Source organism: Alteriqipengyuania abyssalis (genome assembly GCF_019857185.1).
GTDB lineage: Bacteria > Pseudomonadota > Alphaproteobacteria > Sphingomonadales > Sphingomonadaceae > Alteriqipengyuania > Alteriqipengyuania abyssalis.
The window spans coordinates 88,537-114,830 of sequence record NZ_JAHWXP010000002.1; the positions used below are offsets into that span (position 1 = coordinate 88,537).

Annotated in this window: 29 protein-coding genes; 11 read left to right on the forward strand and 18 right to left on the reverse strand. The window is 66.9% G+C overall.

The window, feature by feature from the left end:
- Positions 1 to 2: 2 nt before the first annotated feature.
- Genes dut through KYN89_RS05495 form a run of 4 tightly spaced genes read right to left on the reverse strand, consistent with a single transcriptional unit; the run spans position 3 to position 4,149 of the window.
- Positions 3 to 461, reverse strand: a complete 459-nt coding sequence (gene dut, locus KYN89_RS05480; RefSeq protein ID WP_222824183.1) for a dUTP diphosphatase — start codon at positions 459 to 461, stop codon at positions 3 to 5.
- Positions 454 to 1,851: a bifunctional phosphopantothenoylcysteine decarboxylase/phosphopantothenate synthase gene (locus KYN89_RS05485; protein WP_222824184.1), complete on the reverse strand. Its 1,398-nt coding sequence runs from the start codon at positions 1,849 to 1,851 to the stop codon at positions 454 to 456. Before KYN89_RS05485 ends, dut begins: the two co-directional genes overlap by 8 nt.
- Entirely contained in the window at positions 1,851 to 3,413 is a 1,563-nt protein-coding gene (gene ubiB / locus KYN89_RS05490) for a 2-polyprenylphenol 6-hydroxylase (RefSeq protein WP_222824185.1), read from the reverse strand. The genes KYN89_RS05485 and ubiB overlap by 1 nt, the downstream gene beginning before the upstream one ends.
- Before the next feature lie 4 nt (positions 3,414 to 3,417).
- The gene (locus tag KYN89_RS05495) at positions 3,418 to 4,149 is read right to left on the reverse strand and encodes a class I SAM-dependent methyltransferase (RefSeq protein WP_010235889.1); all 732 of its coding nucleotides are present in this window, start codon (positions 4,147 to 4,149) and stop codon (positions 3,418 to 3,420) included.
- A 190-nt stretch (positions 4,150 to 4,339) separates the two neighbouring features.
- On the opposite strand from KYN89_RS05495, the gene mutM reads away from it, so the two are divergent.
- From mutM to KYN89_RS05520, 5 genes are all read left to right on the forward strand, one after another.
- The gene (mutM, locus tag KYN89_RS05500; RefSeq protein ID WP_222824186.1) at positions 4,340 to 5,155 is read left to right on the forward strand and encodes a bifunctional DNA-formamidopyrimidine glycosylase/DNA-(apurinic or apyrimidinic site) lyase; all 816 of its coding nucleotides are present in this window, start codon (positions 4,340 to 4,342) and stop codon (positions 5,153 to 5,155) included.
- A gap of 135 nt (positions 5,156 to 5,290) precedes the next feature.
- Positions 5,291 to 5,551, forward strand: coding sequence for a 30S ribosomal protein S20 (gene rpsT / locus KYN89_RS05505; protein WP_010235894.1), 261 nt, complete (start codon positions 5,291 to 5,293; stop codon positions 5,549 to 5,551).
- 442 nt (positions 5,552 to 5,993) lie between these two features.
- Positions 5,994 to 7,448 (forward strand): chromosomal replication initiator protein DnaA, encoded by a 1,455-nt coding sequence (gene dnaA / locus KYN89_RS05510; protein ID WP_010235898.1) that lies wholly within the window; start codon positions 5,994 to 5,996, stop codon positions 7,446 to 7,448.
- Positions 7,449 to 7,560: 112 nt separating this feature from the next.
- Complete coding sequence (locus KYN89_RS05515; RefSeq protein ID WP_222824187.1) at positions 7,561 to 7,986, forward strand: DUF983 domain-containing protein; 426 nt, start codon at positions 7,561 to 7,563, stop codon at positions 7,984 to 7,986.
- Positions 7,983 to 8,756, forward strand: coding sequence for a HesA/MoeB/ThiF family protein (locus KYN89_RS05520; RefSeq protein WP_222824188.1), 774 nt, complete (start codon positions 7,983 to 7,985; stop codon positions 8,754 to 8,756). The genes KYN89_RS05515 and KYN89_RS05520 overlap by 4 nt, the downstream gene beginning before the upstream one ends.
- On the opposite strand, the gene KYN89_RS05525 is transcribed toward KYN89_RS05520, so the two are convergent.
- Positions 8,745 to 9,458, reverse strand: a complete 714-nt coding sequence (locus tag KYN89_RS05525) for an NAD-dependent deacylase (protein ID WP_222824189.1) — start codon at positions 9,456 to 9,458, stop codon at positions 8,745 to 8,747. The genes KYN89_RS05520 and KYN89_RS05525 overlap by 12 nt on opposite strands.
- A gap of 33 nt (positions 9,459 to 9,491) precedes the next feature.
- Between KYN89_RS05525 and dapB the strand changes: the two genes are divergently transcribed.
- Both dapB and nth read left to right on the forward strand, forming a co-directional pair.
- Complete coding sequence (dapB, locus tag KYN89_RS05530; RefSeq protein WP_222824190.1) at positions 9,492 to 10,220, forward strand: 4-hydroxy-tetrahydrodipicolinate reductase; 729 nt, start codon at positions 9,492 to 9,494, stop codon at positions 10,218 to 10,220.
- A 4-nt stretch (positions 10,221 to 10,224) separates the two neighbouring features.
- Positions 10,225 to 10,875, forward strand: a complete 651-nt coding sequence (nth, locus tag KYN89_RS05535; RefSeq protein WP_222824191.1) for an endonuclease III — start codon at positions 10,225 to 10,227, stop codon at positions 10,873 to 10,875.
- Here the strand turns inward: nth and KYN89_RS05540 are convergent.
- From KYN89_RS05540 to dapE, 3 genes are all read right to left on the reverse strand, one after another.
- The gene (locus KYN89_RS05540) at positions 10,872 to 11,144 is read right to left on the reverse strand and encodes a hypothetical protein (RefSeq protein WP_222824192.1); all 273 of its coding nucleotides are present in this window, start codon (positions 11,142 to 11,144) and stop codon (positions 10,872 to 10,874) included. The two genes, nth and KYN89_RS05540, sit on opposite strands and share 4 nt — an antisense overlap.
- Positions 11,134 to 12,372 carry a dicarboxylate/amino acid:cation symporter gene (locus KYN89_RS05545; protein ID WP_222824193.1) on the reverse strand — a complete coding sequence of 413 codons (1,239 nt, stop codon included), beginning with the start codon at positions 12,370 to 12,372 and terminating at the stop codon, positions 11,134 to 11,136. Before KYN89_RS05545 ends, KYN89_RS05540 begins: the two co-directional genes overlap by 11 nt.
- Positions 12,373 to 12,441: 69 nt before the next feature.
- Positions 12,442 to 13,575 carry a succinyl-diaminopimelate desuccinylase gene (gene dapE / locus KYN89_RS05550; RefSeq protein WP_222824194.1) on the reverse strand — a complete coding sequence of 378 codons (1,134 nt, stop codon included), beginning with the start codon at positions 13,573 to 13,575 and terminating at the stop codon, positions 12,442 to 12,444.
- A 29-nt stretch (positions 13,576 to 13,604) separates the two neighbouring features.
- On the opposite strand from dapE, the gene KYN89_RS05555 reads away from it, so the two are divergent.
- Complete coding sequence (locus KYN89_RS05555) at positions 13,605 to 14,057, forward strand: cupin domain-containing protein (protein WP_222824195.1); 453 nt, start codon at positions 13,605 to 13,607, stop codon at positions 14,055 to 14,057.
- 10 nt (positions 14,058 to 14,067) lie between these two features.
- On the opposite strand, the gene KYN89_RS05560 is transcribed toward KYN89_RS05555, so the two are convergent.
- From KYN89_RS05560 to KYN89_RS05595, 8 genes are all read right to left on the reverse strand, one after another.
- Complete coding sequence (locus tag KYN89_RS05560; RefSeq protein WP_222824196.1) at positions 14,068 to 14,937, reverse strand: S1/P1 nuclease; 870 nt, start codon at positions 14,935 to 14,937, stop codon at positions 14,068 to 14,070.
- Between the two features lie 14 nt (positions 14,938 to 14,951).
- Positions 14,952 to 15,620 carry a glutathione S-transferase family protein gene (locus KYN89_RS05565; RefSeq protein WP_010235925.1) on the reverse strand — a complete coding sequence of 223 codons (669 nt, stop codon included), beginning with the start codon at positions 15,618 to 15,620 and terminating at the stop codon, positions 14,952 to 14,954.
- A gap of 93 nt (positions 15,621 to 15,713) precedes the next feature.
- A complete protein-coding gene (gene yihA, locus KYN89_RS05570) occupies positions 15,714 to 16,316 on the reverse strand; it encodes a ribosome biogenesis GTP-binding protein YihA/YsxC (RefSeq protein ID WP_222824873.1) in 603 nt (200 codons plus the stop codon).
- A 50-nt stretch (positions 16,317 to 16,366) separates the two neighbouring features.
- A complete protein-coding gene (gene yidC / locus KYN89_RS05575; protein ID WP_222824197.1) occupies positions 16,367 to 18,124 on the reverse strand; it encodes a membrane protein insertase YidC in 1,758 nt (585 codons plus the stop codon).
- A gap of 57 nt (positions 18,125 to 18,181) precedes the next feature.
- Positions 18,182 to 18,400 carry a membrane protein insertion efficiency factor YidD gene (gene yidD, locus KYN89_RS05580; RefSeq protein ID WP_222824198.1) on the reverse strand — a complete coding sequence of 73 codons (219 nt, stop codon included), beginning with the start codon at positions 18,398 to 18,400 and terminating at the stop codon, positions 18,182 to 18,184.
- The gene (gene rnpA, locus KYN89_RS05585) at positions 18,397 to 18,783 is read right to left on the reverse strand and encodes a ribonuclease P protein component (RefSeq protein ID WP_222824199.1); all 387 of its coding nucleotides are present in this window, start codon (positions 18,781 to 18,783) and stop codon (positions 18,397 to 18,399) included. The genes yidD and rnpA overlap by 4 nt, the downstream gene beginning before the upstream one ends.
- Before the next feature lie 93 nt (positions 18,784 to 18,876).
- Positions 18,877 to 19,011, reverse strand: coding sequence for a 50S ribosomal protein L34 (gene rpmH, locus KYN89_RS05590; RefSeq protein ID WP_010235936.1), 135 nt, complete (start codon positions 19,009 to 19,011; stop codon positions 18,877 to 18,879).
- A 95-nt stretch (positions 19,012 to 19,106) separates the two neighbouring features.
- On the reverse strand, positions 19,107 to 19,952 hold the full coding sequence (locus tag KYN89_RS05595; RefSeq protein WP_346727200.1) for an alpha/beta hydrolase: 846 nt from the start codon (positions 19,950 to 19,952) through the stop codon (positions 19,107 to 19,109).
- A gap of 170 nt (positions 19,953 to 20,122) precedes the next feature.
- Here KYN89_RS05595 and KYN89_RS05600 point away from each other — a divergent pair, with 170 nt between their 5' ends.
- Positions 20,123 to 21,631, forward strand: a complete 1,509-nt coding sequence (locus tag KYN89_RS05600) for a YifB family Mg chelatase-like AAA ATPase (protein WP_222824875.1) — start codon at positions 20,123 to 20,125, stop codon at positions 21,629 to 21,631.
- Between the two features lie 85 nt (positions 21,632 to 21,716).
- Positions 21,717 to 23,975, forward strand: a complete 2,259-nt coding sequence (locus tag KYN89_RS05605) for a penicillin acylase family protein (RefSeq protein ID WP_222824200.1) — start codon at positions 21,717 to 21,719, stop codon at positions 23,973 to 23,975.
- Between the two features lie 209 nt (positions 23,976 to 24,184).
- Here KYN89_RS05605 and KYN89_RS05610 read toward each other — a convergent pair whose 3' ends face one another.
- A complete protein-coding gene (locus KYN89_RS05610; RefSeq protein WP_222824201.1) occupies positions 24,185 to 25,015 on the reverse strand; it encodes a hypothetical protein in 831 nt (276 codons plus the stop codon).
- Positions 25,016 to 25,100: 85 nt separating this feature from the next.
- Positions 25,101 to 26,015, reverse strand: coding sequence for a hydrogen peroxide-inducible genes activator (locus KYN89_RS05615; protein WP_222824202.1), 915 nt, complete (start codon positions 26,013 to 26,015; stop codon positions 25,101 to 25,103).
- A 96-nt stretch (positions 26,016 to 26,111) separates the two neighbouring features.
- On the opposite strand from KYN89_RS05615, the gene KYN89_RS05620 reads away from it, so the two are divergent.
- Entirely contained in the window at positions 26,112 to 26,291 is a 180-nt protein-coding gene (locus KYN89_RS05620; RefSeq protein ID WP_010235947.1) for a DUF465 domain-containing protein, read from the forward strand.
- The last annotated feature ends 3 nt before the right edge of the window (positions 26,292 to 26,294 follow it).

Genomic DNA, 26,294 nt, shown 5'->3' on the forward strand with positions numbered 1-26,294 from the left:
TTCTACAGCGTGGCGTGGCCGCCGGTCGAGCCGAAGCCGCCTGCCCCGCGCTGCGTCTCATCCAGATCGCCGACCTCGGCAAAGGCCGCACGGGTGACGGGGGCGAGGACCAGCTGCGCCACGCGGTCGCCGCGGCGGATCGCAAAGCTCTCGTCGCCGTGGTTGATCAGCAGCACCTTGAGCTCGCCGCGATAGTCCGAATCGATCGTGCCGGGCGCATTGGGCACGGAGATGCCGTGTTTGAACGCGAGGCCCGAGCGCGGGCGCACCTGAATCTCGTACCCCTGTGGAATCGCGACCGCGAAGCCCGTGGCGACGGCATGGCGCGCGCCGGGAGCGAGATCGACATCCTCCGCCGCGCACACGTCCATTCCCGCCGCGCCATCGGTGGCGTAGACGGGGAGCGGCAGGCCTTCGCCATGCTCGAGGCGCAGAATCGCCACGCCGACCGTATCAGTCATCATCATTCTCCAGCGCCAGCGCGATCCGTTCGACCAGCCGCATGGCGACCTCTTCCTTGGGCATTTGCGGCCAGTCCTCGACGCCGTCTTCGGTGACGAGGTGGATGGTGTTGTGCGCCCCGCCCATCACGCTCTGGCCCACGCCGCCGGACACATCATTGGCGATGATCCAGTCGGCCTTCTTGCGCGCGCGCTTGGCCTGCGCGTTCTCGACCACATCGTCGGTCTCCGCAGCGAAGCCGATCAGCAGGCCGGGACGAGCGTCCGAAGCGCCCAGCGTGGCGAGGATATCGGGGTTCTCGGCCAGCTCGAGCGCGGGTGGAGCGTCGCCGCGCTTCTTCATCTTGCTCTCTGCCACATCGCGCGTGCGCCAGTCGGCGACGGCGGCGGCCATGATCGCGATATCGGCGGGCAGGTTTTCGCGCACCGCAGCCGCCATGTCGCGCGCGGTCTGCACGTCGACGCGGGTGACACCGGGCGGCGTCGCCAGCTCCACCGGGCCCGCGACCAGCGTCACCCGCGCGCCTGCCGCAGCGGCAGCGGCGGCAATCGCGAAGCCCTGTTTCCCGCTGGAGCGGTTGGCGATGTAGCGCACCGGATCGATCGGCTCATGCGTCGGCCCGGCGGTCACCAGCACGTGGCGGCCCGCCAGCGGTGCCCCGTCGAAATGGTAGAAAGCGCCGCGATCCTCTTCGCGCGCAGCCGCAACCGCGCCGCCTTTCTCTGCCAGCAGCGTGTCCGGCTGCGGCGACGCCTTGCGCCCCCCGCGCGGAATCAGCGATGCGATCAGCCCGCCGAGGCTGCCCTGACGCTCGCGCTCGCGCGTCCCGGTGCCGGTATCCTGCCCCGCCCAGCTGGCGATCGCATTCCAGATCGCGGGCGGTTCGGGCAGACGCCCTGCGCCGTATTCGCCGCAGGCCATCGGCCCTTCGTCGGGATCGAGCACGATCACGCCCGCCTCTCGCAGCCGCGCGACATTGGCCTGCACTGCGGCGTGGCTCCACATGCGCACGTTCATCGCGGGCACCGCCATCACCGGCTTGTCCGTCGCGAGCAGCAGCGTGGTCGCCAGATCGTCCGCAATACCCGCCGCCATCTTGGCGAGCATGTTCGCGGTCGCAGGGCACACCACCACCAGATCCGCCTCGCGGCTAAGCTGGATATGGCCCATCTCGACCTCGTTCCTGAGATCCCACAACGTGGTGTGGACGGGATTTTCGCTGAGCGCGGCTAGCGTCATCGGAGTGACGAAGTGCGATCCGCCCTCGGTCAGCACGCAGGTGACGCTGCCGCCGTTCTTGCGGATCAGGCGAATCAGCTCGCACGACTTGTAGGCCGCGATCCCGCCGCCGATCACCAGCAGCACCTTGATGCCGCTCGGCGCCGCCATCAGCCGATCACTCCCAAAGCGAACAGGCCCGCCATCAGGCCCGCGCCGCCCAGCACCAGCGCCGCCTGGCCAAGCCAGCCGGGGCCGTTGCTTTCACGCGCGCGCCGATCCCACATCAGCTCGATCTCGGGCAGCGGAGCAGGCTCGGGCGCGCCACCCTTGGGCGGGTATTTCTCCTCGAGCCGGCGAACCAGCCCGGGGATGCGCTGCAGCGTGTCGAAATCCTCGCGCAGGCGCTCGGCAATCGCGGCCTCGGGGCCCAGCTCGTCGCGAATCCAGCTGCGCACGAAGGGCGCGGAGACATCCCACATGTTGATCTTGGGATTGAGCTGGGTCGCGATCCCTTCGACCATCACCATCGTCTTTTGCAGCAGCAGCAGGTGCGGCTGGGTCTGCATGTCGAAGTCGCGGGTGATCGCGAACAGCCCGTCGAGCATCTGACCGACCGACAGCTCGCTTACCGGCTTGCCGCGCATCGGTTCGCCTACCGCGCGCAAGGCGGTGGCGAACTCGCCGACCGAGTGGTGGCTGGGCACATATTGCGCTTCGAAGTGAATTTCCGCGACACGGCGGTAATTGCCCGTGGTCAGGCCGTAGAGAATCTCCGCCAGCCATTGCCGCGCGCGCCGGTCGATCCGGCCCATGATCCCGAAATCGATCGCCGCGATCGTGCCGTCGGGTTCGACGAACAGGTTCCCCTGGTGCATGTCGGCATGGAAATAGCCGTAGCTTATCGCCTGGGTGAGGAAGGCGAGCACCAGCCGCTCGGCCAGCTGCTCCAGATCGTGCCCGGCAGCGACCAGCCCTTCGCGGTCGCTCATCTTGATGCCGTCGATCCACTCGATCGTCATCACGCGGCCATTGGTCCGGTCCCAGTCGACCGCGGGGATGCGATATCCGGCGAAGCCCTTCATCGCCTCGGCCAGCTCGCTCGCGGCAGCAGCCTCGCGCCGCAGGTCGAGCTCGGTATTGGTCCAGCGCTTGAAGTTGGCGATTGTCAGCGCGGGGCGCAGGCGCGCGGCCTCGCCGCCCATCGCCTCGACATGCGCGGCAGCCCATTCATAGGTCGCGATGTCGCGCGCGAACTGCTCGCGGATACCCGGGCGCAGCATCTTGACCGCGACCTGCCGCCCGTCAGTGGTGATCGCGCGGTGGACCTGCGCGATCGACGCCGCGCCGACCGGCTTGGGGTCGATCTCCGCAAACAGCGCGTCGACCGGCTGGGCAAAGGTCGATTCGATCACCGGCCGCAGGCTCTCGAACGGGACCGGCGGCAGGTTGTCCTGCAAGGACAGCAGGTTGAGCGCCGCCTCGTCCCCGACCAGATCGGGCCGTGTGGCGAGCGACTGGCCCAGCTTGATCGCCGCCGGACCGATCGCGCGGAATGCGCCCGCATAATCGGGTGTTGCGGGCTGGCGCGTGCCGAACCGGGCGAGCCTGACCAGCCGCTTGACCGGGGCGGGCGTGTTGGGATCGCTCTCGATCCCGCGCAGCGCGCCGTGACGCGCGGCGGTCCGCCCCCATTTCAGCAGGCGCCAGATATGGCGAGACGGGCGTGTCACGCGATCAGATTTTCCAGCCGGAATGAATGTTCACGGCCCCGCCGAGGATCGTCTCGACACGGGTCTGCGTAAAGCCCGCCGCCTTGATCATCGCCTCGAACTCGGGCGGGCGCGGGAAGCGGCGGATCGATTCGGCGAGGTAGCGATAGCTTTCCTCGTCATTGGCGATCAGCTTGCCCATCAGCGGCATCAGCCGGTGCGAGTAGAGGTCGTAAACCTCCTTGAAGCCGGGCCAGTCGGTGCTGGAGAACTCCATGCAGTAGAACCGCCCGCCATGCTTCAGCACCCGGTGCGCCTCGGCCAGCGCCTTGTCGATATGGGTCACGTTACGAATGCCGAACACGATCGTGTAGGCATCGAACTGCCGGTCGGAGAAAGTCAGTTCCTCGGCGTTCTGGCACGACCAGACGAGGCCATCGATCCCGCGCTCCATCGCCCGCTCGACGCCCACGTCGAGCATGTCCTGGTTGATGTCGGACACGATCACGTCCGCGCCGCAATCGGCCATGCGGAAGGCGATGTCGCCCGTGCCGCCCGCCATGTCGAGAATCGCCTCGCCCGGCTGCGGTTTGACCCGCCGCACGAAGCGGTCCTTCCACAATCGGTGCATCCCGCCCGACATCGCATCGTTCATCACGTCGTACTTGGCGGCGACGCTGGAAAAGACGCCGCCAACGCGCGCAGTCTTCTCATCGGGGCTGACATCTTCGTAGCCGAAGGAAACGGTATCGCTCATGGAATTGGGCCTTAGGGGGAAAGGTTTGTGGCGTCTATTCGCTAGCTTGGTTTGATCGGCACCAGCCCTCTCCCCCTCCCAACCACCCATGGCATCATCCTGTCGGGTGGTTGGGAGGGGGAGAGGGCTGGCACCGCCTCCGGCGAACCGCCATATCTACCTCGACACGTTCCCAATCGCCGGAAAACCAATGCCCGAACTTCCCGAGGTCGAGACCACCGTGCGCGGGCTCGCCCTTCATCTGGAAAACCGCACCATCACCGCCGCGCGCACCGCCCGGCCCGACATGCGCAGGCCCTTTCCCGAAGGACTGGGGCAGGCGCTGGTCGGCGCGCGGGTCACTTCGCTGGGGCGGCGCGCCAAGTTCGGCCTGATCCATACCGACCGCGACCAGACGCTGATCTTCCATCTGGGGATGAGCGGGCGCTGGCGGATCGATCCCGACCAGCCCGACCGGCACGACCACCTGCTGATCGAAACCGAATCGAATCGATTCGCGCTCAACGATCCACGGCGATTCGGCTGGGTCGATCTGGTCGATACTGCTGCGCTCGACGCGTGGCCCAGCTTCGTCACCATGGGCCCCGAACCGCTCGGCCCCGATCTTACCGCCGCCCATCTGCGCGCCGCGCTGGCGGGCCGCAGGCAGGCGATCAAGCTGCTCCTGCTCGACCAGCGAATCGTCGCAGGCCTCGGCAATATCTACGTGTGCGAGGCGCTGTGGCGCGCACGGATCAGCCCGAAGCGTGCAGGTGGCCGCGTCTCGCTCGCGGCGCTGGAACGGCTGGTTACGGCGATTCGCGAGGTGCTGGAGCAATCGATTCGCGATGGCGGATCGACCTTGCGCGATTATGCCCGGCCCGATGGCGAGCTGGGCTATTTCTCCACCCGGTTCGACGTCTATGGCCGCACCGGCGAATCGTGCCGGCGCGAGGATGGCGGCCACATCGCCCGGATCGAACAGGGCGGTCGCAGCACCTGGTATTGCCCGGTCTGCCAGAGGTAGGCTTTCGGCCAATTTCCTTGACGAGCCGGACACCGCGCCCTATGTGCGCGCCCTTCCGGCGAGCAATCGCCGCTTCCAGGCATTGATTTTAAAAGCAGTTGGCTGCGCGCTTCGCGGCCAGAGACAAGGACGACCATGGCCAATACGCCGCAAGCCCGCAAACGCATCCGTCGCAACGAGCGTCGCGCCGAAATCAACGGTGCGCGTATGAGCCGCATCCGCACCTTCCTCAAGAAGGTCGAGAGCGCGATCGAAGGCGGCGACAAGGAAACCGCCCAGACCGCCCTTCGCGCTGCTCAGCCCGAGCTGGCGCGCGGCGTTGCCCGCGGCGTTCTCCACAAGAACACCGCCTCGCGCAAGATGAGCCGGCTTTCCAAGCGGGTTGCCGCTCTCTAAGCTGCTTTCAGATTACAATCTGACCGCGTTTTCGGGGTCGTCGCCGTGTGCGACGGCCCCTTTTGGTTTTGTCTTAAAACCGACGCACAGGCTTCGCGATTCGGCCTAGGAATCCCGCCGATTCGAGGGGCTATCCGAGGCGAAAGAACAGCGTTTACAGCGCCTTAAACGGAAGGCTGCGGCTCACACCACTGTCAATTTCTTTATTTCAAATTCGCTACCATTTCGCGCTTGCCCATCGGCCCCCAGACCTGTCTATTGATCGTCACCGCCGGGGAGGGACACCGCGGCTGGGACTAAATCGAAGATGGCCGGTGGGGGGCCTCAACACTGCTCGCGATGACACGCGATTCCGGTGAAGGGGGCGCTGTATCCATCGAATGTAAACAGGGAACCCCGGAGGCGGCACGCGCTTCCGGAAGCGGAGGTCTATTAGCAAGTCATGGCACGTATTCCCGATACGAACGGTGCCGCGCGCAAGCGGGCCAAAGGCGAAGGCGAGGACATGGAGCGCGTGGCGCTGGCCGCGGACTGGGACGATATCAGCACCGGCCTGCGCAAGGATCTTGGCCATCAGCTGCACAGCCAGTGGATCAAGCCGATCCAGCTGGGCGAGTTCGACTCCGAAACCGGCACGCTGGCGCTGTACCTGCCGTCGGAATTCGCCGCCGAGTGGGTCCGCAAGCATTTCGCCGACCGTCTCTCGCTCGCGTGGAAGATCATGCGCTCCGAGATCAAGACCGTCGCGATCGAGGTGCACCCCAGTCGCAAGCGGATGGCCGATATCTCGCTGGGCGATTCGCGTCGCCCGGCCAACGACGGGCCCGAACTGCGCGTGGTGTCCGATGGCGGCTTCGGCGATCCTGGCTTCAGCAGCGTCGGCCTCGACGCCTCGCTGACCTTCGCCGCCTTCGTCACCGGCGATGCCAACGTGCTCGCGCGCAATGCAGCGCAGCGGATGGCCGCGAACGAGAAGCCGCAGTTCTCGCCGCTCTACATCAAGGCGGCGACCGGCCAGGGCAAGACGCACCTGCTGCACGCGATCGGCCACCAGTTCCTCAGCCAGCACCCGCGTGCGCGGATCTTCTACTGTTCGGCAGAGCGCTTCATGGTCGAGTTCGTCCAGGCGCTGAAGCAGAACCGGATGATCGAGTTCAAGACGCGCCTGCGCGGGTTCGACCTGCTGCTGGTGGACGATCTGCAGTTCATCATCGGCAAGGCCAGCGCGCAGGAAGAGCTGCTCTACACGATCGATCACCTGCTGTCGGAGGGCAAGCGACTGGTCTTCGCCGCCGACCGCGCCCCGCAGGCGCTCGATTCGGTCGAACCGCGCCTGCTCAGCCGCCTCTCAATGGGTCTGGTCGCGGACATCCAGCCCGCCGACCTCGAGCTGCGCCGCTCGATCCTCGAATCGAAGCTGACCCGGTTCGCGCCCTTGAGCGTGCCCGACGATGTGGTCGACTTTCTCGCCCGCACGATCACCCGCAATGTGCGCGAGCTGGTCGGCGGCCTCAACAAGCTGATCGCCTATGCCCAGCTGACCGGCCAGCCGGTCTCGCTGCAGCTGGCCGAGGAACAGCTGACCGATATCCTTTCGGCCAATCGCCGCCGGATCACGATCGACGAGATCCAGCGCACCGTGTGCCAGTTCTACCGCATCGACCGCAGCGAGATGAGCAGCAAGCGCCGCACTCGTGCGGTGGTCCGTCCGCGCCAGGTCGCGATGTACCTGTCCAAGGTGCTGACCCCGCGCAGCTATCCCGAAATCGGGCGCAAGTTCGGCGGGCGCGACCACTCGACGGTGATCCACGCGGTCAAGCTGATCGAAGACCTGCGCACTCGCGATGCGGACATGGATGGCGACGTGCGCAGCCTGCTGCGCCAGCTCGAAAGCTGACCACACCTCCCACAGGCTGCCAATAGCCGATCGACAGATTGCACACCGATTGTCGACAGACCCATCCACAGGTCTGTCGACAGGTCGGCCACAGGCTGCCAACAGCGTGTCCATGGCCGATCCCCCGCCTTGCCCACAGCGAGTCGACTTGCCCGCCACGCTCGGCGCCGCGCTGCTGCGGGGCTTGCGCAGCACCTGCCCGCGCTGCGGCGAGGGGCGGCTGTTTCGCAAGTGGATCAAGCCGGTCGATGCCTGCCCGCATTGCGCGCAGGACTGGTCGGTCCAGCAGGCGGATGACTTCCCCGCCTATATCGGCATCTTCGTGGTCGGGCATCTGCTCGCGCCGGTCGTGATCGCAATGATCGGGACCTACGACATGTCGCCGATCCTGACGCTGGCGATCATCCTGCCGGTCGCGGTGGCGATGCTGCTGGCAATGCTCCAGCCGGTAAAGGGCGGCGTGATCGCCTTCCTGTGGTGGTTCGGCATCGGCAGCTTCGTGCAGGAGCGGCGCGAAGAGGATTCCGACAAACCGTGACCATCGCACCCGAACGGCTGGAGCGTTTTGCGCGCCATATCGTGCTGCCCGAAGTGGGCGGCGCGGGGCAGGCCGCGCTGGCGGACATGCATGTCGCGCTGATCGGCCTGGGCGGAATCGGCAGCCCGGCGCTGCAATATCTCGCGGGCGCAGGCGTGGGCCGTTTCACACTGGTCGATTCGGGCGATGTCGAGCTGTCCAACCTCCAGCGCCAGACGATCTACACCACCCGCGACATCGGCCATGCCAAGGCGGTCGCCGCACGCCGCTGGCTCGCCAATTTCGACAATGGCCTGACCGCCGATGTGCGCGACGACCGGATCGATGCGGGCAATGCGGCAGCGTTGATCGAGGATGCGGATCTTGTGCTCGACGGGACGGACAATTTCGCCACCCGCCTCGCCGTGTCGGACGCGTGCGTTGCGGCGCGTGTGCCGCTGCTCTCGGCCGCGGTGGGTCGCTTCCAGGGCCAGGTCGGCGCGTTTGCGGGGCACCTGCCCGAGCACGCCTGCTACCGCTGCTTCGTCGGCGATGCCTTCGATACCGAGGATTGCGACACCTGCGCCGAAGACGGCGTGCTGGGCGCGATGGTCGGCTGGGTCGGCAGCTTCGCGGCCATGCAGGCGATCCGCGTGCTGCTGTGCGGAGTGAGCGCGCTGGGCGATCCGCAATGGGGCACGCTGCACCTGATGGAGGGGCTCAGCCCCGCGATGCGAAGCTTCCAGATCGCCAAGGACCCTGCGTGCAAAGGCTGCGGCTCAGCCGCCTAGCAGCTCGTCCAGCCACGCGGGCACCAGTTCCCCCGCCCTGCCCTGGCGCGATTCGTCGAACCAGTGCGAGCCTTCGCTGCGTTCGAGATTGAGCTCCAGCGTGCGTGCGCCGTAAGCCGCAGCCTCCTGCACGAAACCTGCCGCAGGATAGACCGCGCCGCTGGTCCCGATCGAGACGAACAGGTCCGCACTGGCCAGTGCGGCGTAGATACGCTCCATCTCGTAGGGCATCTCGCCGAACCACACGATGTCGGGCCGCAACGCGGGCGCCCCGCACGCCTCGCAGGGCGGCGCATCGCCGAGCGGACCGTGCCACTCCATACGCGCGCGGCACGCCGTACACAGCGCGCTGCGCAGCCGCCCGTGCATGTGGAGCACGCTCTTTGCGCCAGCGCGCTCATGCAGGTCGTCGACGTTCTGGGTGACGATCAGCAAGCTGTGCGAGTCGTCACGCGGCCATTCGGACTCGAGCCGGGCGAGCGCCCGATGCGCCGCATTGGGCTCCACCGTGTCGAGCGCCGCGCGGCGCGCATCGTAGAACCCCTGCACCAGCGCCGGGTTGCGCGCGAACGCCTCCGGCGTTGCGACATCCTCTATCCGGTGCTTCTCCCACAGCCCACCCGCATCGCGGAACGTATCGATCCCGCTTTCTGCGGAAATTCCTGCGCCGGTCAGGATGACGATGTTGCGAATGTCTGCCATGCACCCATCAAACACCGGCAAGGCGCGAGGGCAATGGCAGCAATCGGAATCATCGGGCGCGACGGGCGCATGGGGCAGGCAATCGCTGCGGCTATCGAGGGCGGCGAGCACACGCTGGCGGGCGCGGTCGACAAGGGCGAGGATGTCGCCGGCCTCGCCGATCGCAGCGAGGTGCTGATCGACTTCTCCGCACCGCAGGCGCTCGAGAGCAATCTGCACGCCGCCGTCGGCGCGGGGGTTCCGCTGCTGATCGGCACGACCGGGCTGGAGGAAGCGCATCACACCGCGATCGACAATGCTGCGCGCGCGGTCGCGGTGCTGCAGACGGGCAATACCTCGCTCGGCGTGACCATGCTCGCGCGGCTGGTGCGCGAAGCGGCAGGGGCGCTGGCGCAGGGCTGGGATGTCGAGATCGTCGAGATGCACCACCGCGCGAAGGTAGACGCGCCGTCGGGCACCGCGCTGCTGCTGGGCGAGGCGGCGGCGAGCGGGCGCGGGATCGACCTTCCCGGGCATTCAGAGCGCGGTCGCGACGGACACACCGGCGCACGCAGTGAAGGGGCGATTGGCTTCGCGAGCCTGCGTGGTGGCACGGTCGCGGGCGAGCACAGCGTGATCCTCGCAGGCGAGAACGAGCGAATCGTGCTCAGCCACGTGGCCGAGGATCGCACGCTGTTCGCCCGCGGCGCGCTGACCGGGGCGGCGTGGCTGATCGGCAAGCAGTCGGGCCGCTATTCGATGGAAGACGTGCTCGGGCTCTAGTGGCATGACCAAGGACCAGATCTTCGAGTTCTTTCGCCGGCTGGCAGAGGGCAATCCTTCGCCCGAGACCGAGCTGGAATATGGCAATGCCTACCAGTTGCTGGTGGCGGTGACGCTGAGCGCGCAGGCGACCGATGTCGGCGTCAATAAGGCGACCCGCGCGCTGTTTGCTCAGGTGCAAACCCCTCAGCAGATGCTCGATCTGGGCGAGGATGGGCTGAAGGAGCACATCAAGACGATCGGTCTGTTCAACTCCAAGGCGAAGAACGTGATCGCGATGGCGCGGCTGCTGGTCGACGAACATGGCGGCGAAGTGCCGCAGACGCGCGAGGAACTCGTCACCCTGCCCGGCGTCGGCCGCAAGACCGCCAATGTCGTGCTCAACTGCGCCTTCGGGCAGGAGACCTTCGCGGTCGACACGCATATTTTCCGCGTCGGCAACCGTACCGGGCTCGCCAAGGGCAAGACGCCCGAGCAGGTCGAGGCGAAGCTGGAAAAGCGCGTGCCGGGCCCGTTTCGCCTCCACGCGCACCACTGGCTGATCCTGCACGGCCGCTACGTATGCAAGGCGCGCACGCCCGAATGCTGGCACTGCGAGCTCGTCGACCTGTGCAGCTTCCGCAAGAAGGTGCTTGAGAAGCCGAAGGGCCGCTAGCGGTCGGGCTTCCCGTCGAGGCAGATGGTATCGCCGGGCTGCAGCGTTGCCTGCGGGCTGATGCCTTCGAGATAGATCAGCGTCTCGGCTTCCTGCTGGTTCATCCCCATCGCCGTCGCGTGGGCCATCAGCTGCGGCACGGTGAAGCCCGCACCGTCCTGCGGCACGGTGATCAGCGTGCCGCCGCAGCCCGCATTGCCGCCTTGGGTACAGGCCCCCAGCAGCACGAGCGCCGCACCCGTCGCGAGAATCCGGAGGCTAGACATCATCCGCGCTGATCAGTTCCTCGCGGTCCAGCTCGCCGGTCATATTGGCCACCGTCACCGCCACCGCCGCGTCGCCGCTGACATTGGTGGTGGTGCGCATCATGTCCATGATCCGGTCCACGCCGGCAACGAAGGCGATCGTTTCCAGCGGCACGCCGACCGCGCCGAACACCAGCGCCATCATGATCAGCCCCGCACCGGGAATACCCGCCGCGCCGACCGCGCCCAACGTCGCGAGGATCGAGATCAGGAAATACTGGCCCCAGCTCAGGTCCACGCCGAAGACCTGTGCGCCGAAAAGCGTCGCAAGGCCGAGGTACATCGCGGTACCATTCATGTTGATCGTCGCGCCCAGCGCGATCACGAAGCTGGCGACCGAGTTGGAGACGCCGAGATTGCGCTCCGCACAGCGCAGCGTCACCGGCAGCGTCGCGTTGGAGCTGGCGGTGGAATAGCTCACTGCCATCGCGTCCACGATCCCGCGGAAGAAACCGATCACCGGCAGGCGCGCGATCAGCTTGATCATCGCCGAATACATCACGAAGATGATCAGCAGGCAGCCGAGGTAGTTGAGGCCGACCAGCTTGCCGAGCGCAATCAGCGCGTCGAAGCCCAGCGTGCCCGCAACCCAAGCCATCAGTGCGAAGACGCCGAACGGGGTCAACTCCATCACCACCATGGTGACATTCTGCATCACCACCGCGCCCGAATCGAAGATCTTCTGGACCGGCGATCCCTCTTCCTTCGACATCAGAATGCCGATGCCGATCAGCAGGGAAAAGACGATCAGCGGCAGCACGTTGACGTCCGCCATCACCTGCACCGGGCTCTGTGGCACGATGCCGAGGATCATCTCACGCCATGTCGTCTCGTTCGGCGCAGGCGTCGGCCCCAGGTCGAGCCCGGCTGTATCGACCCCGATGCCCGGCTGGATCACCGTCCCGAGAAAGAGCCCGAGCCATACTGCGATCTGGCCGGTTATCACGAAGATCAGCAGCGCACGGCCGCCCACGGCGCCGAGCTTGCGCAGATCGCCGATCGCCGCAACGCCCGAGACCAGGCTGAAGAAGATCAGGGGCACGACCAGCATCTTGATAAAGGCGATGAAGACGTCGCCGATGATCTTGATGCTTTCCGCGTCGGGGCCCCACAGTCGGCCGGTGATGATGCCGAGCACAAGTGCGGCGATCACCCGTTGCCACAGCGGAATGGCGAACCAGGCCTTGAACATTCACTTCCCCCTAGAATTCCTAGCTGCCCCTAGTGCCGTTGCCGAAGGGAGACGGCAAGCCTTGCGCGTTCAGCTCTCCAGTGCGGCGCGTGCAATTCGCGCGTAGATCCGCGCAAGAACGGCAAGATCCGCGACGGCCACCGCTTCGTCCGTCTTGTGCATGGTCGCGTTGACCAGCCCGAACTCGATCACCGGACAGACGCTGCGCAGGAACCGGGCGTCCGACGTCCCCCCGCTGGTGGAGGCTTCGGGCACAACACCCGTCTCCGCCTCCACCGCAGCGGCGATCATGCCGGAAAACTGGCCCGGCGGCGTCAGGAAGGGCTCGCCCGAGATCACCGGCCGCACGTCGACCTGGTGGCGGGCGCAGATCGCGGTAACCTTTTCGCTCAGCGAGGCGCCCGAGTGCAGGTCGTTGAAGCGGATCGAGAGGCGTGCGCGGGCCTCGCCCGGGATCACGTTATGCGCGGGATTGCCGACCTCGATATCGGTGATCTCGAGATTGCTCGGCTGGAACCAGTCGGTCCCTTCGTCAAGCACCAGCGCCTCGAGTTCCGCCATCGCCGCGACGAGCCGCGGGATCGGATTGTCGGCGAGGTGCGGATAGGCGACGTGGCCCTGGGTGCCCTTGGCGCTGAGCCACATGTTGACCGAACCGCGTCGCCCAATCTTCATCATGTCGCCCAGACGGTTGACGCTGGTGGGTTCGCCGACGAGGCACAGGTCGGGCGCATGATCGTTCGCGCGCATGAAATCGATCAGCGCGCGGGTGCCGTGCAGCGCAGGCCCTTCCTCGTCACCGGTGATGACGAAGCTGATCGTCCCGGCATCGGCGGGCACATCGGCGACTGCGGCGATCATGCAGGCGATCGCGCCCTTCATGTCGACCGCGCCGCGCCCGTAGAGCAGGTCGCCGCGCTGTTCGGGCGCAAATGCACCGCTTTCCCAGCCCTCGCCCGGCGGGACCACATCGAGGTGCCCGGCAAAAGCGAAGTGCTTCGGCCCCGCTCCGGTGCGGATCGCGAACAGGTTCTCGACCGGGGCCTCGTCCGACCCGGCAGGCCCGCTACCGCGCGTGAAGCGATGGACGGTAAAGCCGAGCGGCTCCAGCATCGCCTGCATCTCATCGAATACCGCGCCCGTTGCCGGGGTGACGCTGGGCGCGGCGATCAGCCGCTTGGCGAGGTCGAGAACATCAGTCATGTCTGCTGCGCTAGCAGGAGACTTCGCCGATGCCCAAGCTCGATCTCGACGCGATCCCTCAGACCAACGCCACTGGATACCCCGCGCCCTATAGCGAGGTCGTGAAGGGGCGCTGGTATCGCCGAATCGCCACGGCCGTCGGGCTGGAGGATTTCGGTGTCAGCCATGTCGTGCTGGAACCAGGCGCGTGGTCGTCGCAACGGCACTGGCACGAGGGCGAGGACGAGATCGTCATCATGCTTTCGGGCGAGGCAGTGCTGGTCGACGATACGGGTGAGACACCGATGCGCGCCGGCGACATCGCAGCCTTTCCCAAGAACGATGGCAACGGCCATGTCTTGCAGAATCGTGCGGAGGAGCCGTGCTGTTTCGTCGCAGTCGGCAGGCCCGCTACCACCGATTGTCACTACCCCGATATCGACATGCATCTGTTCGCCGGTGCGGACGAGCAACGGCGCAAGGACGGATCGCGCTTCGAATGATCCTAGCGGACTAGTCCCGCGCGGGCTCGGGCAGAGGGCCCGGCTCCATCGCGCGGTCGAGCAGCTCCGCAATGCGCAGACCCGCCTGGGTCACGTGGCGCTCCGATACCGGAATTGCCGCTTCGATCGCCTGCTGCGTCAGCACGGTCTCATCCGGCAGCGGGCCGTCGAGCGGGCTGCGACCGAAGGCGTTGGGATAGACAAAGTCGCGCGCAGTCTCCCAGCTCTCCCGGCCCCAGTCGGCAGGCGTGCCACCCGCGAGCTCGGCACGCTCGGCGGCGGTGTAGCGGCGGACCAGAGAGGGCCGCGCGCTGGTGATCGCGCGTTCGGCCAGCGGGCCGTCCCAGATCCAGTGAAGGTTTAGGCCCGGCGCGATGCCATAAGCCGCTTCGCGGTCGTTGCCGCCCCGGTCGTCCAGATCGCCCGAATGCAGCGGCATGTGGATGTCGCCGGTGAAGTGGACCACGAAGGCGAGCGCCTGCAGGCGCACATTGGCGGGCAGGCTCTCGTCGGCGAGAATGCGGAAGTTCCGCTCGATCTGCGCGCTTACGCAATTGCCGCCCGAGCAGTTCTTGCGCACGTCGTAGTCTTCGGTCACCGGCTCGGTCTGGTAATGCCAGGCCGAGGTATAGCCCCAGCGCCAGCCTTCGCGCCGGATGCAATCGGGCCAGGTCGCCGCCTCCACCAGATTGCCCAGCGGGCAGTCGGGCGTGCCGATCAGCGGCTCGGCGGCGAACAGCCTGTCGAGCTTTGCGCGCGTCTCGGGCCGGATATTGGCCTGCGCGATCTCTCCGGTGATGCCGTGCGCGTAATAGCCCCAGGCATGGCCCGCGCTCGGCAGCAGCAAGGCGATTCCCGCCAGCGCAGCGCCGATGCGCATGCCGACCCCGCGCCTCAAGCCTGTGGCACGCTTTCGTATTGTTCGATGACCCATTGTTCGTCCTCGGCGGCGGCAATCCATTGCTGGAGCCAGTCGTGCGTCCAGACCGCCTGCATGTAGCTGTCGGCGAAGCCCGGTACACCGAAGCCATAGGTGATGAAACGGCTGACTACGGGGGCGTAGAAAATATCCGCCGCGCCGAAGGTGCCGAACAGGAACGGCCCGCCACTGCCGAACCGCGCACGCGCCTCTGCCCACAGGCCGAGGATGCGCACGACATCGTGCCGGGTGCCTTCGGAAATCTTCACGTCCGTGTGCCGGGCGCGGATATTCATCGGGCATTCGCGCCGCAGCGACAGGTACGAGCTGTGCATTTCGGCAACCATCGCGCGGGCCATCGCGCGCGCCGCGTCTTCCTTCGGCCAGAAGCGGTCGCGCCCGACCTTGTCGGCCAGATATTCGAGGATCGCGAGACTGTCCCACACGACCGCCTCGTTATCCCACAGCACCGGCACCTTGCCGGACGAGGGCGTGAGGTCGCCTTCCTTCTGCTTGAGCGCGTCCCAATCCTCGCCGAACAGCGGGACCAGCAGCTCTTCGAAGGAGAGGCCCGCCTGCTTGCACGCCAGCCAGCCCCGCAGGCTCCAGCTGGAATAGTTCTTGTTGCCGATAATCAGTTTCATGGGTCTGTCGCGTCGGGCCTTACCGGGATGAACCTCGCGCCTAGAGCGCCGCCTCGCCGCTGTCGAGCATGGCGGCGATGACAGGCAAGAGGCTTACGGGGTCAGCGCGTCGGCCACAATCGCTGCGCGCAACGCCGCGATCCCCTGTCCCTTTTCGGCGCTCGTCAGGTGGATTTCGGGGTAGGCTGCGGGATGCTTTTTCGCCTCGGCGGCAACCTTGTCGTGGGTTTCGGCCAGCGCGCTCGCCTTGATCTTGTCGCTCTTGGTCAGGACGATGCGATAGCCCACCGCCGCCTCGTCGAGCATCTTCATCATCTCCCGGTCGGTATCCTTGAGCCCGTGACGGCTGTCGACCAGGACGAGGGCGCGCGCCAGCACGGGGCGACCGCGCAGGTAGGTGCGGACCACGTTCTGCCACTTCTCGACCACGCTCTTGGGCGCCTTGGCAAAGCCATAGCCGGGCATGTCGACCAGCCGGAACTGGGTCGGCTGGCCCACCTCGAAAATATTGAGCTCCTGCGTGCGCCCGGGCGTGACCGAGGCGCGCGCGATGCCCTTGCGCATAGTCAGCGCGTTGAGCAGCGAGCTTTTGCCCACGTTGGAGCGGCCCGCCAGCGCGATTTCCGGCACGGTCGGTTCGGGCAGGAACTTGAGCTGCGGGGCGGAGAGCAGGAATTCGACCCGCCCGCTCACCATGCGCGCAGCGGCGACCTCCTCAGGCGTCTGCGGGCCCGGGCCGGGCGCGCTCACGCCTTGCTTTCCGACTGGGTCTTGGCTGCCTTTTCTGCCCGTTCCTTCTCCGCCGCCTCCCGCAGCTGCGGATGCTTGGAATAGAGGTACTTCTGCTGCGCCAGCGTCAGGATGTTGGAGGTGTTCCAGTACAGCAGCAGCCCGGCTGCGAAGGGCGACATCACGAACATCATCACCCACGGCATGATCGAGAAGACCTGCTGCTGCACCGGGTCCATCGCCGCCGGATTGAGCTTGAAGGTAAGCCACATGGTGCAACCGAGCAGCAGCGCGAGGGGCCCAAGCGCGAGCATGCCCGGCACCTCGAACGGCAGCATGCCGAACAGGTTGAGGATATGCGCCGGATCGGGCGCGGACAGATCCTTGATCCAGAAGACGAAGGGCTGGTGGCGCATCTCGATCGCGAGGATCAGCACCTTGTACAGCGCGAAGAACACCGGGATCTGCAGCAGCATCGGCAGGCATCCGGCAACCGGATTGACGCCGCGTTCCTTGAACAGCTTCTGCATCTCCTGCTGCTGGGTGACCTTGTCGTCCTTGTGCTTCTCCTGCAGCTTCTTCATTTCCGGCTGGATCGCCTTCATGCTCGCCATGCTGGAGAAGCCCTTCTGGGCGATCGGGAACATCAGACCGCGCACGATGCAGGTCAGCAGGATGATCGCGACGCCGAAATTGCCGACGACCGAGAAGATCTGGCGCAGCAGCCACAGGATCGGCTTTTCGAACCAGCGGAACCAGCCCCAGTCGATCGCCAGGCCGAACTGCGCGATGCCGGCATCCTGATACGCGTCGAGAACGCCGCTTTCCTTCGCGCCCGCGAAGAGCCGCGAAGTGCGGGTGATCTGTCGGCCAGGCTGCAGCGTCGCCGGATTGTAGATCAGGTCGGCGCGGAACAGATTGTCGCCGAGCGAGCGGAAACCGGTGTCAGGCGCGCTCCCTGCCTCAGGGATCAGCGCGCCCAGCCAGTAGATGTCCGTAAAGCCGAGCCATGCCGGGTCGGCCTCGCCAGCGACCACCTTCTGTTCGACCACGTCGTCGTAGTCGGGCCCGTAGTCGACCGTGCCGCCGAAGGTACCGATCGGCCCCGAATGCGAAATCCAGGTGCTCTTGCTTGCGGTCAGGCTGGTGCGGGTGATGGTCGCGAAGGGGGAGACGACGACGGGCGCGTTGCCGGTGTTGGCAACGGTCTGCTCCGCGGTGATCATGTAGTTGTCGTCGATCGACAGGCGGATGCGGAAGCGCTGGCCCTGCGCGTTGTCCCACCTGAGATCGATCGGGGTATCGGGCGTCAGCGCCTCGCCACTCGCCTGCCACACGGTGTCCGCACCGGGCACCTGCGTGCCCTCGCCCACGAAACCGAACTGCGCGAAGTTCTGGATCGGCGTGCCGGCGGGCGCGAACAGCTGCACCGGGCCGCTATCCTTGTCGACCGTCGCGCGGTGATCCTTGAGCTCGATATCGTCTATCTTCGCGCCGACGAGGTTGATCGAACCTTCCACGCGCGGCGCGTCGATCGCGACGCGGTTGCCCGCGCTCAGCGCTTCGTCGAGGTCGACCTCTTTCTGAATTGCTGCAGACGCGATTTCGGGGTTTTCACCTGTGTCCTGTGCAACGCGCTGTTCCGGCGTCGTCGCCCGGTCGACCTGCTCGGTCTCCGGCGGGGTCGGATAGTAATAGGTGACTGCGGCTTCGTAGCCGAGAATCAGGATGCCGCACAGCACCACGGCGAGGATGAGATTGCGCTGGTTGTCCAAGAACTGCGGTCCTGCTGGTAGTCGTAACGCGAAAGGGAGCGGGGTTGGGCCTTGGCCCTAGGGCACCGGGTCCGGGCCGTGGCCACCCCATGGATGACAGCGCATTATACGCTTGAAGCCCAGCCATCCACCCTTGATTGGCCCATGCTTCTCGATCGCCTCGATCGCATATTGGGAACAGCTCGGCTGAAACCGGCAGGAGGGCGGCAGGATCGCGCTGGGGCCAAGCTGCCAGCCGCGGATCAGCAGCACCATGACGCGTCTGACCGGCCTCATTTCGACTGCTTCCTGCGCGGAGGCCGCCCGCGCTGCCCTTCGCCGCGCGCAGCCTTTGCGAGGGCGCAGACCAATTCGCTGGAAAGCTTGGCGAAATCGCGTTCCACCCCGCCATCGCGGCCGATCAGCACATGATCGTGATCGGGCAGGCCGTGTTCGGGCAGATGGGCCCACAGCAGCTCGCGAAAGCGGCGCTTCATCCGGTTGCGCACAACCGCGTTGCCGATCTTCTTGGTCACCGTGATGCCGTAGCGCATCCCGCGCCCTTCGTTGGGGCGCACCAGCAGCACGAAACCGCGCGCGGGCACGCGCAGGCCGCGATTCGCCGCGAGGAAATCCGCGCGGGCGGTCAACACATCCTGGCTGGTTACACGCGTGCTCATGGAACCCGGAAAGGCAAACGGGCCCCCGATCGGGAGCCCGCAAGCTTGAGCGTCAGGCACAAGAGCCCTCGCTCGCGTAGAAGCCGAATCGGCTTACGCGCAAAGCTTCTTGCGGCCACGCTTGCGGCGTGCGGCGAGAACCTTGCGGCCGCCGGTGGTCGCCTTGCGCGCGAAAAAGCCGTGGCGACGCGCACGAACGAGATTGCTGGGCTGGAAAGTCCGCTTCATGATACCCTCGAAAAACTGGATCGACCAACCGCGCGAGGCGCGAATCGGTCTCAGGTGCCTCCGACCCGAAAGGCCGGAACTTCAAGCGCGCGCCACTAAGGGATCGCGGCGGTCACGTCAAGATAGGCGATGCGTGGTGCCACCTCCGGCACGTTGTCGTTCGCGGCGGCACCGATCGTGCGCGCGAGCCATCCGCGCATATTCTGCGCATCGAGCCAGCGGGCGCGGGCGTTGGGCACCGAATTAGTCATCGCGTAGAAACTGCGCGCGCCCTCGTCGCTCATCCCCATTTCGCGGTAATAGTCGAGGTAATAGCGGTGCTCTGGCGCCCCGGCGGCAAAGTCGCGCGCCTCGCGCCCGCGGTTGTCGCGCCAGGAATGGACCGCAAAGCGCGCGCCGTCCTCTACCTCGCGCCGGACGCCGGCAAGGAACAGCTCGACCGCGCCCGAGCGGACCGATCCACCTGCGGGCACCCGCGTGGTCAGCCCCGCCTCGCGGATCATCCGCCCGACCTCCAGATTAGCTCGATCGTTCTCGGTCCCCGGTGCCTCCACCAGGTCGAGCGTGCGCAGCCCGGGATACGCGTTCAGCAATGCGGCGAACTGGCCCGGTGTCGCTGCGTTGGTGGTGCCCACCAGAACCGCGCGCGAAGGATCGACCACACGGAACGGGCCGAACGCCGCGATCGCGCTGGGCGCGCGAGCCCGGAAGGACGAAATCGCACGATCGGCAATGGCATATTCCAGCCGCGGCTCATCGACGAAATCTTCGGCGTAGAGGAATTCGGCCGCCGCATCGTCCTCGTAGAAGCGCGGATCGCTCTCCTCGATCCACTCTTCCGTTTCCGTCACCTGAATCACCCAGCTCTCGGCCTGCGAGGGGGAAGGGAGCAGGCCGAGAGACGCGATCAGTGCGGGTATGAGGGGGATTTGCCAACGCACCGGCAAATTCTTGCCGCCCGCCGCGTTACCATCGCCCTCGCGAAAATGGTTGCCACGCCGCTAACCCTTTCAGGGGCCGGGCAGGATTGCCAACTCGACAAGCCAGCGGCGACGCGGCAGACATTGCGGGGCTGGCCGCGTGGCGGCCGCTCTTGGGGGAGGGCCTGCTTGTGGTCGCGCTGGTGCGCACGGTCGCCTATCTCGGGCTCGAAGCCCGCAGCGTCGAGGTTCAGTGCCAGCTCGCCTCGGGCCTGCCGCGTTTCTCTGTCGTCGGCCTGCCGGACAAGGCGGTGAGCGAGAGCCGCGAGCGGGTGCAGGCCGCGCTCGCTGCGATGGGCCTCGCGCTGCCGCCCAAGCGGATCACGGTGAACCTCTCGCCCGCCGACCTGCCCAAGGACGGATCGCATTACGACCTGCCGATCGCGCTCGCGCTGCTCGGCGCGATGGGCGTGGTCGATCGCGAACAGCTGGTGGACTTCGTCGCGGTCGGCGAACTCGCGCTGGACGGGCGGATCGTCGGTTCGCCCGGCGTCCTGCTCGCCGCTATGCATGCGAGCGAGGCCGAGTGCGGGCTGATCTGCCCCGCTGCGCAGGGCGCGGAGGCCCGCTGGGCGAGCGGCATCCCGGTGATCGCCGCGCCCGATCTGGTCAGCCTGCTCGGCCATCTGAAGGGCACGCAGCAACTCTCCGCACCGCAGCTAGGCGAGGTCGAGGAGATGGTGCCGGGACCGGACCTGAAGCAGGTGAAAGGTCAGGAGACGGCCAAGCGCGCGCTGGAGATCGCGGCGGCAGGCGGCCACAACCTGCTGATGAGCGGGCCGCCAGGTGCGGGCAAGAGCCTGCTCGCCGCATGCCTGCCCGGGATCCTGCCGCCGCTCACGCCAGCCGAAGCGCTGGAGGTGAGCATGGTGCAGTCGGTCGCAGGCCTGCTGGAGGGCGGCCGGATCAGCCGGTCGCGCCCCTTCCGCGCACCGCACCATTCGGCGAGCATGGCGGCGCTGACCGGCGGCGGGCTGAAGGTGCGGCCCGGAGAGGTCTCCCTCGCGCATCTGGGCGTGCTGTTCCTCGATGAACTGCCGGAATTCCAGCGGCCTGTTCTCGACAGCCTGCGGCAGCCGCTCGAGACGGGCAAGGTCGATGTCGCGCGCGCCAATGCGCATGTCACCTTCCCCGCGCGGGTGCAGCTGATCGCGGCGATGAACCCGTGCCGTTGCGGCCATCTGGGCGATCCCTCGCTCGCCTGCAGCCGCGCGCCCAAGTGCGCCGCCGATTACCAGAGCAAGGTCAGCGGGCCGATGCTCGACCGGATCGACCTGCATGTCGAAGTGGAGCCGGTCAGCGCCGCCGACCTCGCGCTGCCCCCACCCGCCGAGGGAAGCGCCGAGGTCGCAGCGCGGGTCGCGGCGGCTCGCGCGCTGCAGGGCAGGCGCGGCGAAGAGGCCGGCGTGCGTACCAATGCCGAGCTGGACGGCGACATGCTCGAACGCTTCGCCACGCCCGACGAGGCAGGCCGCACCCTGCTGATGCAGGCGGCGGAGGCGATGCGGCTCTCCGCGCGATCCTATGTACGGATGCTGCGGGTCGCGCGGACCATTGCCGACCTTGCGCACAGCAAACAGGTCGGCCGGGTCCATGTGGCCGAGGCGCTCAGCTACCGGCGGCAGGCACCGCGCGCCTAGCCCCCAGCCCGATCGTGGGAATGGGATTGCAAAGTTGCGGCCCGCCCCATAGCCCTCCCGCAAAAGACACAGGAGAGGGTGGACTATGAGGATGATCGGTTGGGCGGCATTGGCCGCAGCGGCTGTTACCGGGGTTGCGGCGCAGGCGCAGGACGATCTCGACGCGACCATCGTACGCACCGACTACGGCATTCCGCATGTCACGGCGGATAGCTGGGAGGGGATCGGCTACGGCGTCGCCTATGCCTATGCGCAGGACAACTTCTGCCTGCTGGCGGAGGAGTTCGTGACCATCCGGGGCGAACGTTCGCTCTATTTCGGGCCCGAGGGAAAGGTGCTGCACGGCTCTCAGGAGGTCGACAACCTCAGTTCCGACGTCTTCATGCGCTCCGTGATCGACCTTGAGCGCCTGCGCGCCGGCGCAGGTGCCCAGGGGCGCGAGGCGAACCTGCTCGCGGCAGGCTATGTCGCCGGATACAACCGCTTCCTGCGCGACGCCGGCACCGATGGCATCCCCGCCGAATGCCGGGGCAAGCCGTGGGTCAAGCCGATCACCAACGACGACATGCTGCGCCTGACCGAGAAGCAGATGCTGCTGGCGAGCGGGATGCCCTTCCTCCCCGCGATTGCCAACGCAGCGCCTCCGGGTGTGCCCGCGCAGGCCTCCGCGATGGACCTGCCCGAGCGCGAGGACATGGGCGTGGGCTCCAACGGCTGGGCCTTCGGCGGAGACGTGACGCAAGACGGGCGCGGCCTCGTGATCGGCAACCCGCACTTCCCGTGGCAGGGGCCCAACCGCTTCTGGCAGGTCCACGCCACCATCCCCGGCACGCTCGACGTGATGGGCAGCACGCTGGCGGGCGGCCCGATCCCGACGCTGGGCTTCAACCGCGACATCGCGTGGACCCACACGGTCACCGCCGCGCGGCACTTCACGCTGTTCCAGCTGTCGCTCGATCCGGCGGACCCGACCCGGTACCTGGTCGACGGCAAGCCGATGGAGATGACCAGGCGTACCGTCAGCGTGCCGATGCCCGATGGCGCGGCGCCGGTGGAGCGCACGCTCTATTCGACCATCTACGGCCCGATGGTGGCGATGCCGCAGGTCGGCCTCGCGTGGACCGACACAACGGCCTTCTCGATGCGCGACGCGAACAGCGCCAACCAGCGCGCGCTGGGCACCTGGGTGCGGATCGCGCAGGCGACCAATGTCGACGACGTGCGCAAGGCCGTGACCGAGACGCTGGGCATTCCGTGGGTCAACACGATCGTCGCCGACCGTTACGGCAATGCGCTGCACGCCGATGTCACTTCGGTGCCGAACGTCTCGGCCGAGAAGGTCGCGGAGTGCGCCACGCCCTTCTCCGGCCTCGTCGCCTCGCGCCTGACGCTGCTCGACGGCGCGCGGTCGGAGTGCAACTGGACCATCACCAAGGGCACGCCCGTCCCCGGCCTGCTGCCCGCCAGCGAGCAGGCGATCCAGCAGCGCCGCGATTCGGTGACCAACAGCAATGACAGCTACTGGCTGAGCAATGCGAGCGCGCCCAACAAGCAGCTCTCCCCCATCCTTGGCGCATGGGGCGAGCCTGTGACGCTGCGCACCCGCGCCAACTTCCAGGAGACCGACGCGGTGCTGGCGATCGGCCCGTTGACCCGCGAGCGCGCGCAGGCGCTGGCCTTCTCCAACCGCAGCCTCGCGGCGGAGATGGTGGTCGACCCGCTGCTCTCCATCTGCGAGGCCGAACCGGCGGCGAAGGCCGCGTGCGGGGTGCTGGCGGGGTGGGACCGCCGGGTCGAGATCGACAGTCGCGGCGCGTTCCTGTTCACCACCTTCTGGGACAAGGTGAGCAAGCGCCCCGACCTGTGGAGCACCCCGTTCGACCCCGCCGACCCGGTCAACACCCCGCGTGATCTCAACACGCAAGGCGAGGCTGGCACCAAGCTGCTCGCCGCGCTGGTCGAGGCGGCGAGCGAGGTCGAGGCGAAGGGCATCGCGCTCGACGCGCCGTGGGGCGAGGTCCAGTTCGCACCGCGCAACGGGACGCGGATCCCGATCCATGGCGGACCGGGCGATGCGGGCATCCTCAACGTGCAATACGCCAACCCGATCGAGGGCGGGATCACCCCGTTCCACGGGACCAGCTACATCCAGATCGTCGGCTTCGACGAGGACGGGCCTGTGGCCGACGCGATCTTGAGCTATTCGCAATCGACCAACCCCGCCTCCCCGCACTACGCGGACCAGACCGAGGCCTACGCGATCAAGGCCTGGAACCGCCTGCCCTTCTCGGCAGAGGAGATCGAGGCCGCGCGGCAGGGCGATGTGCTGCGAATCGCGGAGTGAGCAAGACCTGTCGGGGCCGGCCGGAGGGTCGGCCCTGACACACCTGACACACAGTCCAGGGGTCAAAAACCTGCGGGCCTTTTCAGGCGCATTTCCGGCGGGAGATCGACGGTGTGAAAGAGCGCTGTCCGGGGTAGCGCCATGCGCGCGTGTAGGACAGGCTTCGCAATAACCGGGCCGCAGCTTCGCGGCTAAAAACCCGGCCCCTTCTAGTGATAGATGATCGCCTGTCGTTCGAGCAGCATCGCGGGTTCCGGGGTGCCTTCCTGCCATGACACGCGCCATGACTTGCCGTCTTTTCCCGACGCCCCGAATTCGAACACCACTTGGTAGTCGCGAGTCGGGTCGACCGGTAACCTCTGCCTGAAGCTCGCGCGGCCATCTTCGCGGATGATCTCGTATCGCGCAGTGTCCAGATCGATCCTGAAGAGCGCGCCCAGCGGCAGGTTGGCCAGCGCTTCCCGCAGGTCGGTGCATGAAGCATCGTCGATCGGCTTGCACTCGATCTCGAATTGGAGCGGCGCGGGCCCCCTCGCGGCGCGCATCCTCTCGACCAGACGGCGATAGGCCGCGAGCCTCAGCTCCGGCTCGCGCGGACTCATGCCCGGGCCCAGCGCAATATAGCCTTCGGTGAGGCGGCAGCTTTCCGCATCGGCCGCAGCGGCGGGAAAGACAACTGCTTCCAGCCGGGTTGCCTCGATCGAGCCTATCGTGAGATCGGTACCGCCACTGTCCGCGCCCGCCGGCGGCGGGCCACTACTCATCCGGACGGAATAGAGCGTTCTCTCGCACAGGTCCGGTCCGGTTGGGCGCGGAGCGGTCCGATAGTTTGCGACGAACACGTTGCCGGGGAGCCACTCACGGCGCACCGTGCCCTCGATCACGGTCGAGAGTATCTCTGGCGGCAGCAGACGATCGGCGATCGCCATCGCGTCGGCACGCTCGACATCCTCCAGCGCAATCGACGGCTCCTCCCCGGCCGCACCACTCTGGGCCGGAACAAGACAGGCCATGATGCCGAGAAGAAGTCCGCGCTTCATGTATGGAAGGGAACACATTCCCCATCGGCCGACAAGCGAATTGAACGGGATAGCTTGCGGAGCACCGGCTACGCCGTGCCTCCCGCTACCCAGCCTCTCCCTCCAACGTCTCCCGCGCCTCGTGCGCGATCCGTTCGGCGATCTCGGCGAACATTGCTTCGAGCGGGGAGCCGCGGCGCCAGACGGCTGCGATCGATCGGCTGGCGGACCAGTCCTCCACCTCTATCCGGCGGACCGAGTTGTTCGCGCTTGCATCGGACAGCAGGTAGAGTTCGGGCAGCAGCGCCAGCCCCAGACCGCTGGCGGCCATCTGGCAGATCGAATCGAGGCTGGTGCCCTCGTAATCGCCCAGCACCTGCGCGCCGAGCTCTTCCGCCGTGCGCATCACCTGCCGGTGGTGGTGGTGCCGCTTGTCCAGCCCCAGCAGCGCCGCCCCGGCGAGATCGGCGCGAGTGACGCTCGCCCGGTCGAACAGCGGATCGTCGGGCGGGGCGACCAGTACCAGCCGCTCGCGAAACAGCGGCTGGAGCTCGATATCGTCGCCGGTCAGCGGCAGGGGGGCGAGCATCAGGTCGAGATGGCCGCGCCGCAGATCGTCCAGCTGCTCGTCCGGAATGCCGTCGCGCACGTGCATCCGCACATCGGGATAGGCGCGGTGCAGGCGCGCAATCACCACCGGCATCAGATAGGGGCCGAGCGTGGGCGTCACCCCGAAACGGATCGTGCCGACCAGCCCGCCCGAGGCCTGCGCGGCGAGCTTGCGGATATCGTCGACCCCGATCAGCACCTGCCGCGCCCGCTCGACCACCTGCCGCCCCACCGGAGTCGGGATCGCCCCGGTCGATGTGCGCTCGATGAGATCGCACCCCAGCCGCACCTCCAGCTGCTTTACCTGCTGGCTCAGCGTCGGCTGCGTCACGTTGAGCGCATTGGCAGCACGACCGAAATGACCGTGATCGTCGAGCGCGACGAGATATTCGAGCTGGCGGAGCGAAACCATACGGCGATAGATAGTGCCTATCGGATCAGCTCTGCAAATCAATTGGTATCAATTGCAGTGCGGCCCTAGGTTGTTACCAGCACAAGGAGAGCAAGCATGAGCCAGCCACGCCTCGACAACCTGCGCCAGCGCCACCGCGCGCTGGATCGTCTGATCGACACCACCCGCGCGCTGGCGCGGCAGGAAGAGGTCAAGCGGCTCAAGCGGCTGCGGCTCCGCCTGAAGGACAGGATCGCCGCGCTTTCGCAGCCCGATCGCACCACGGCCAAGGGATAGGCA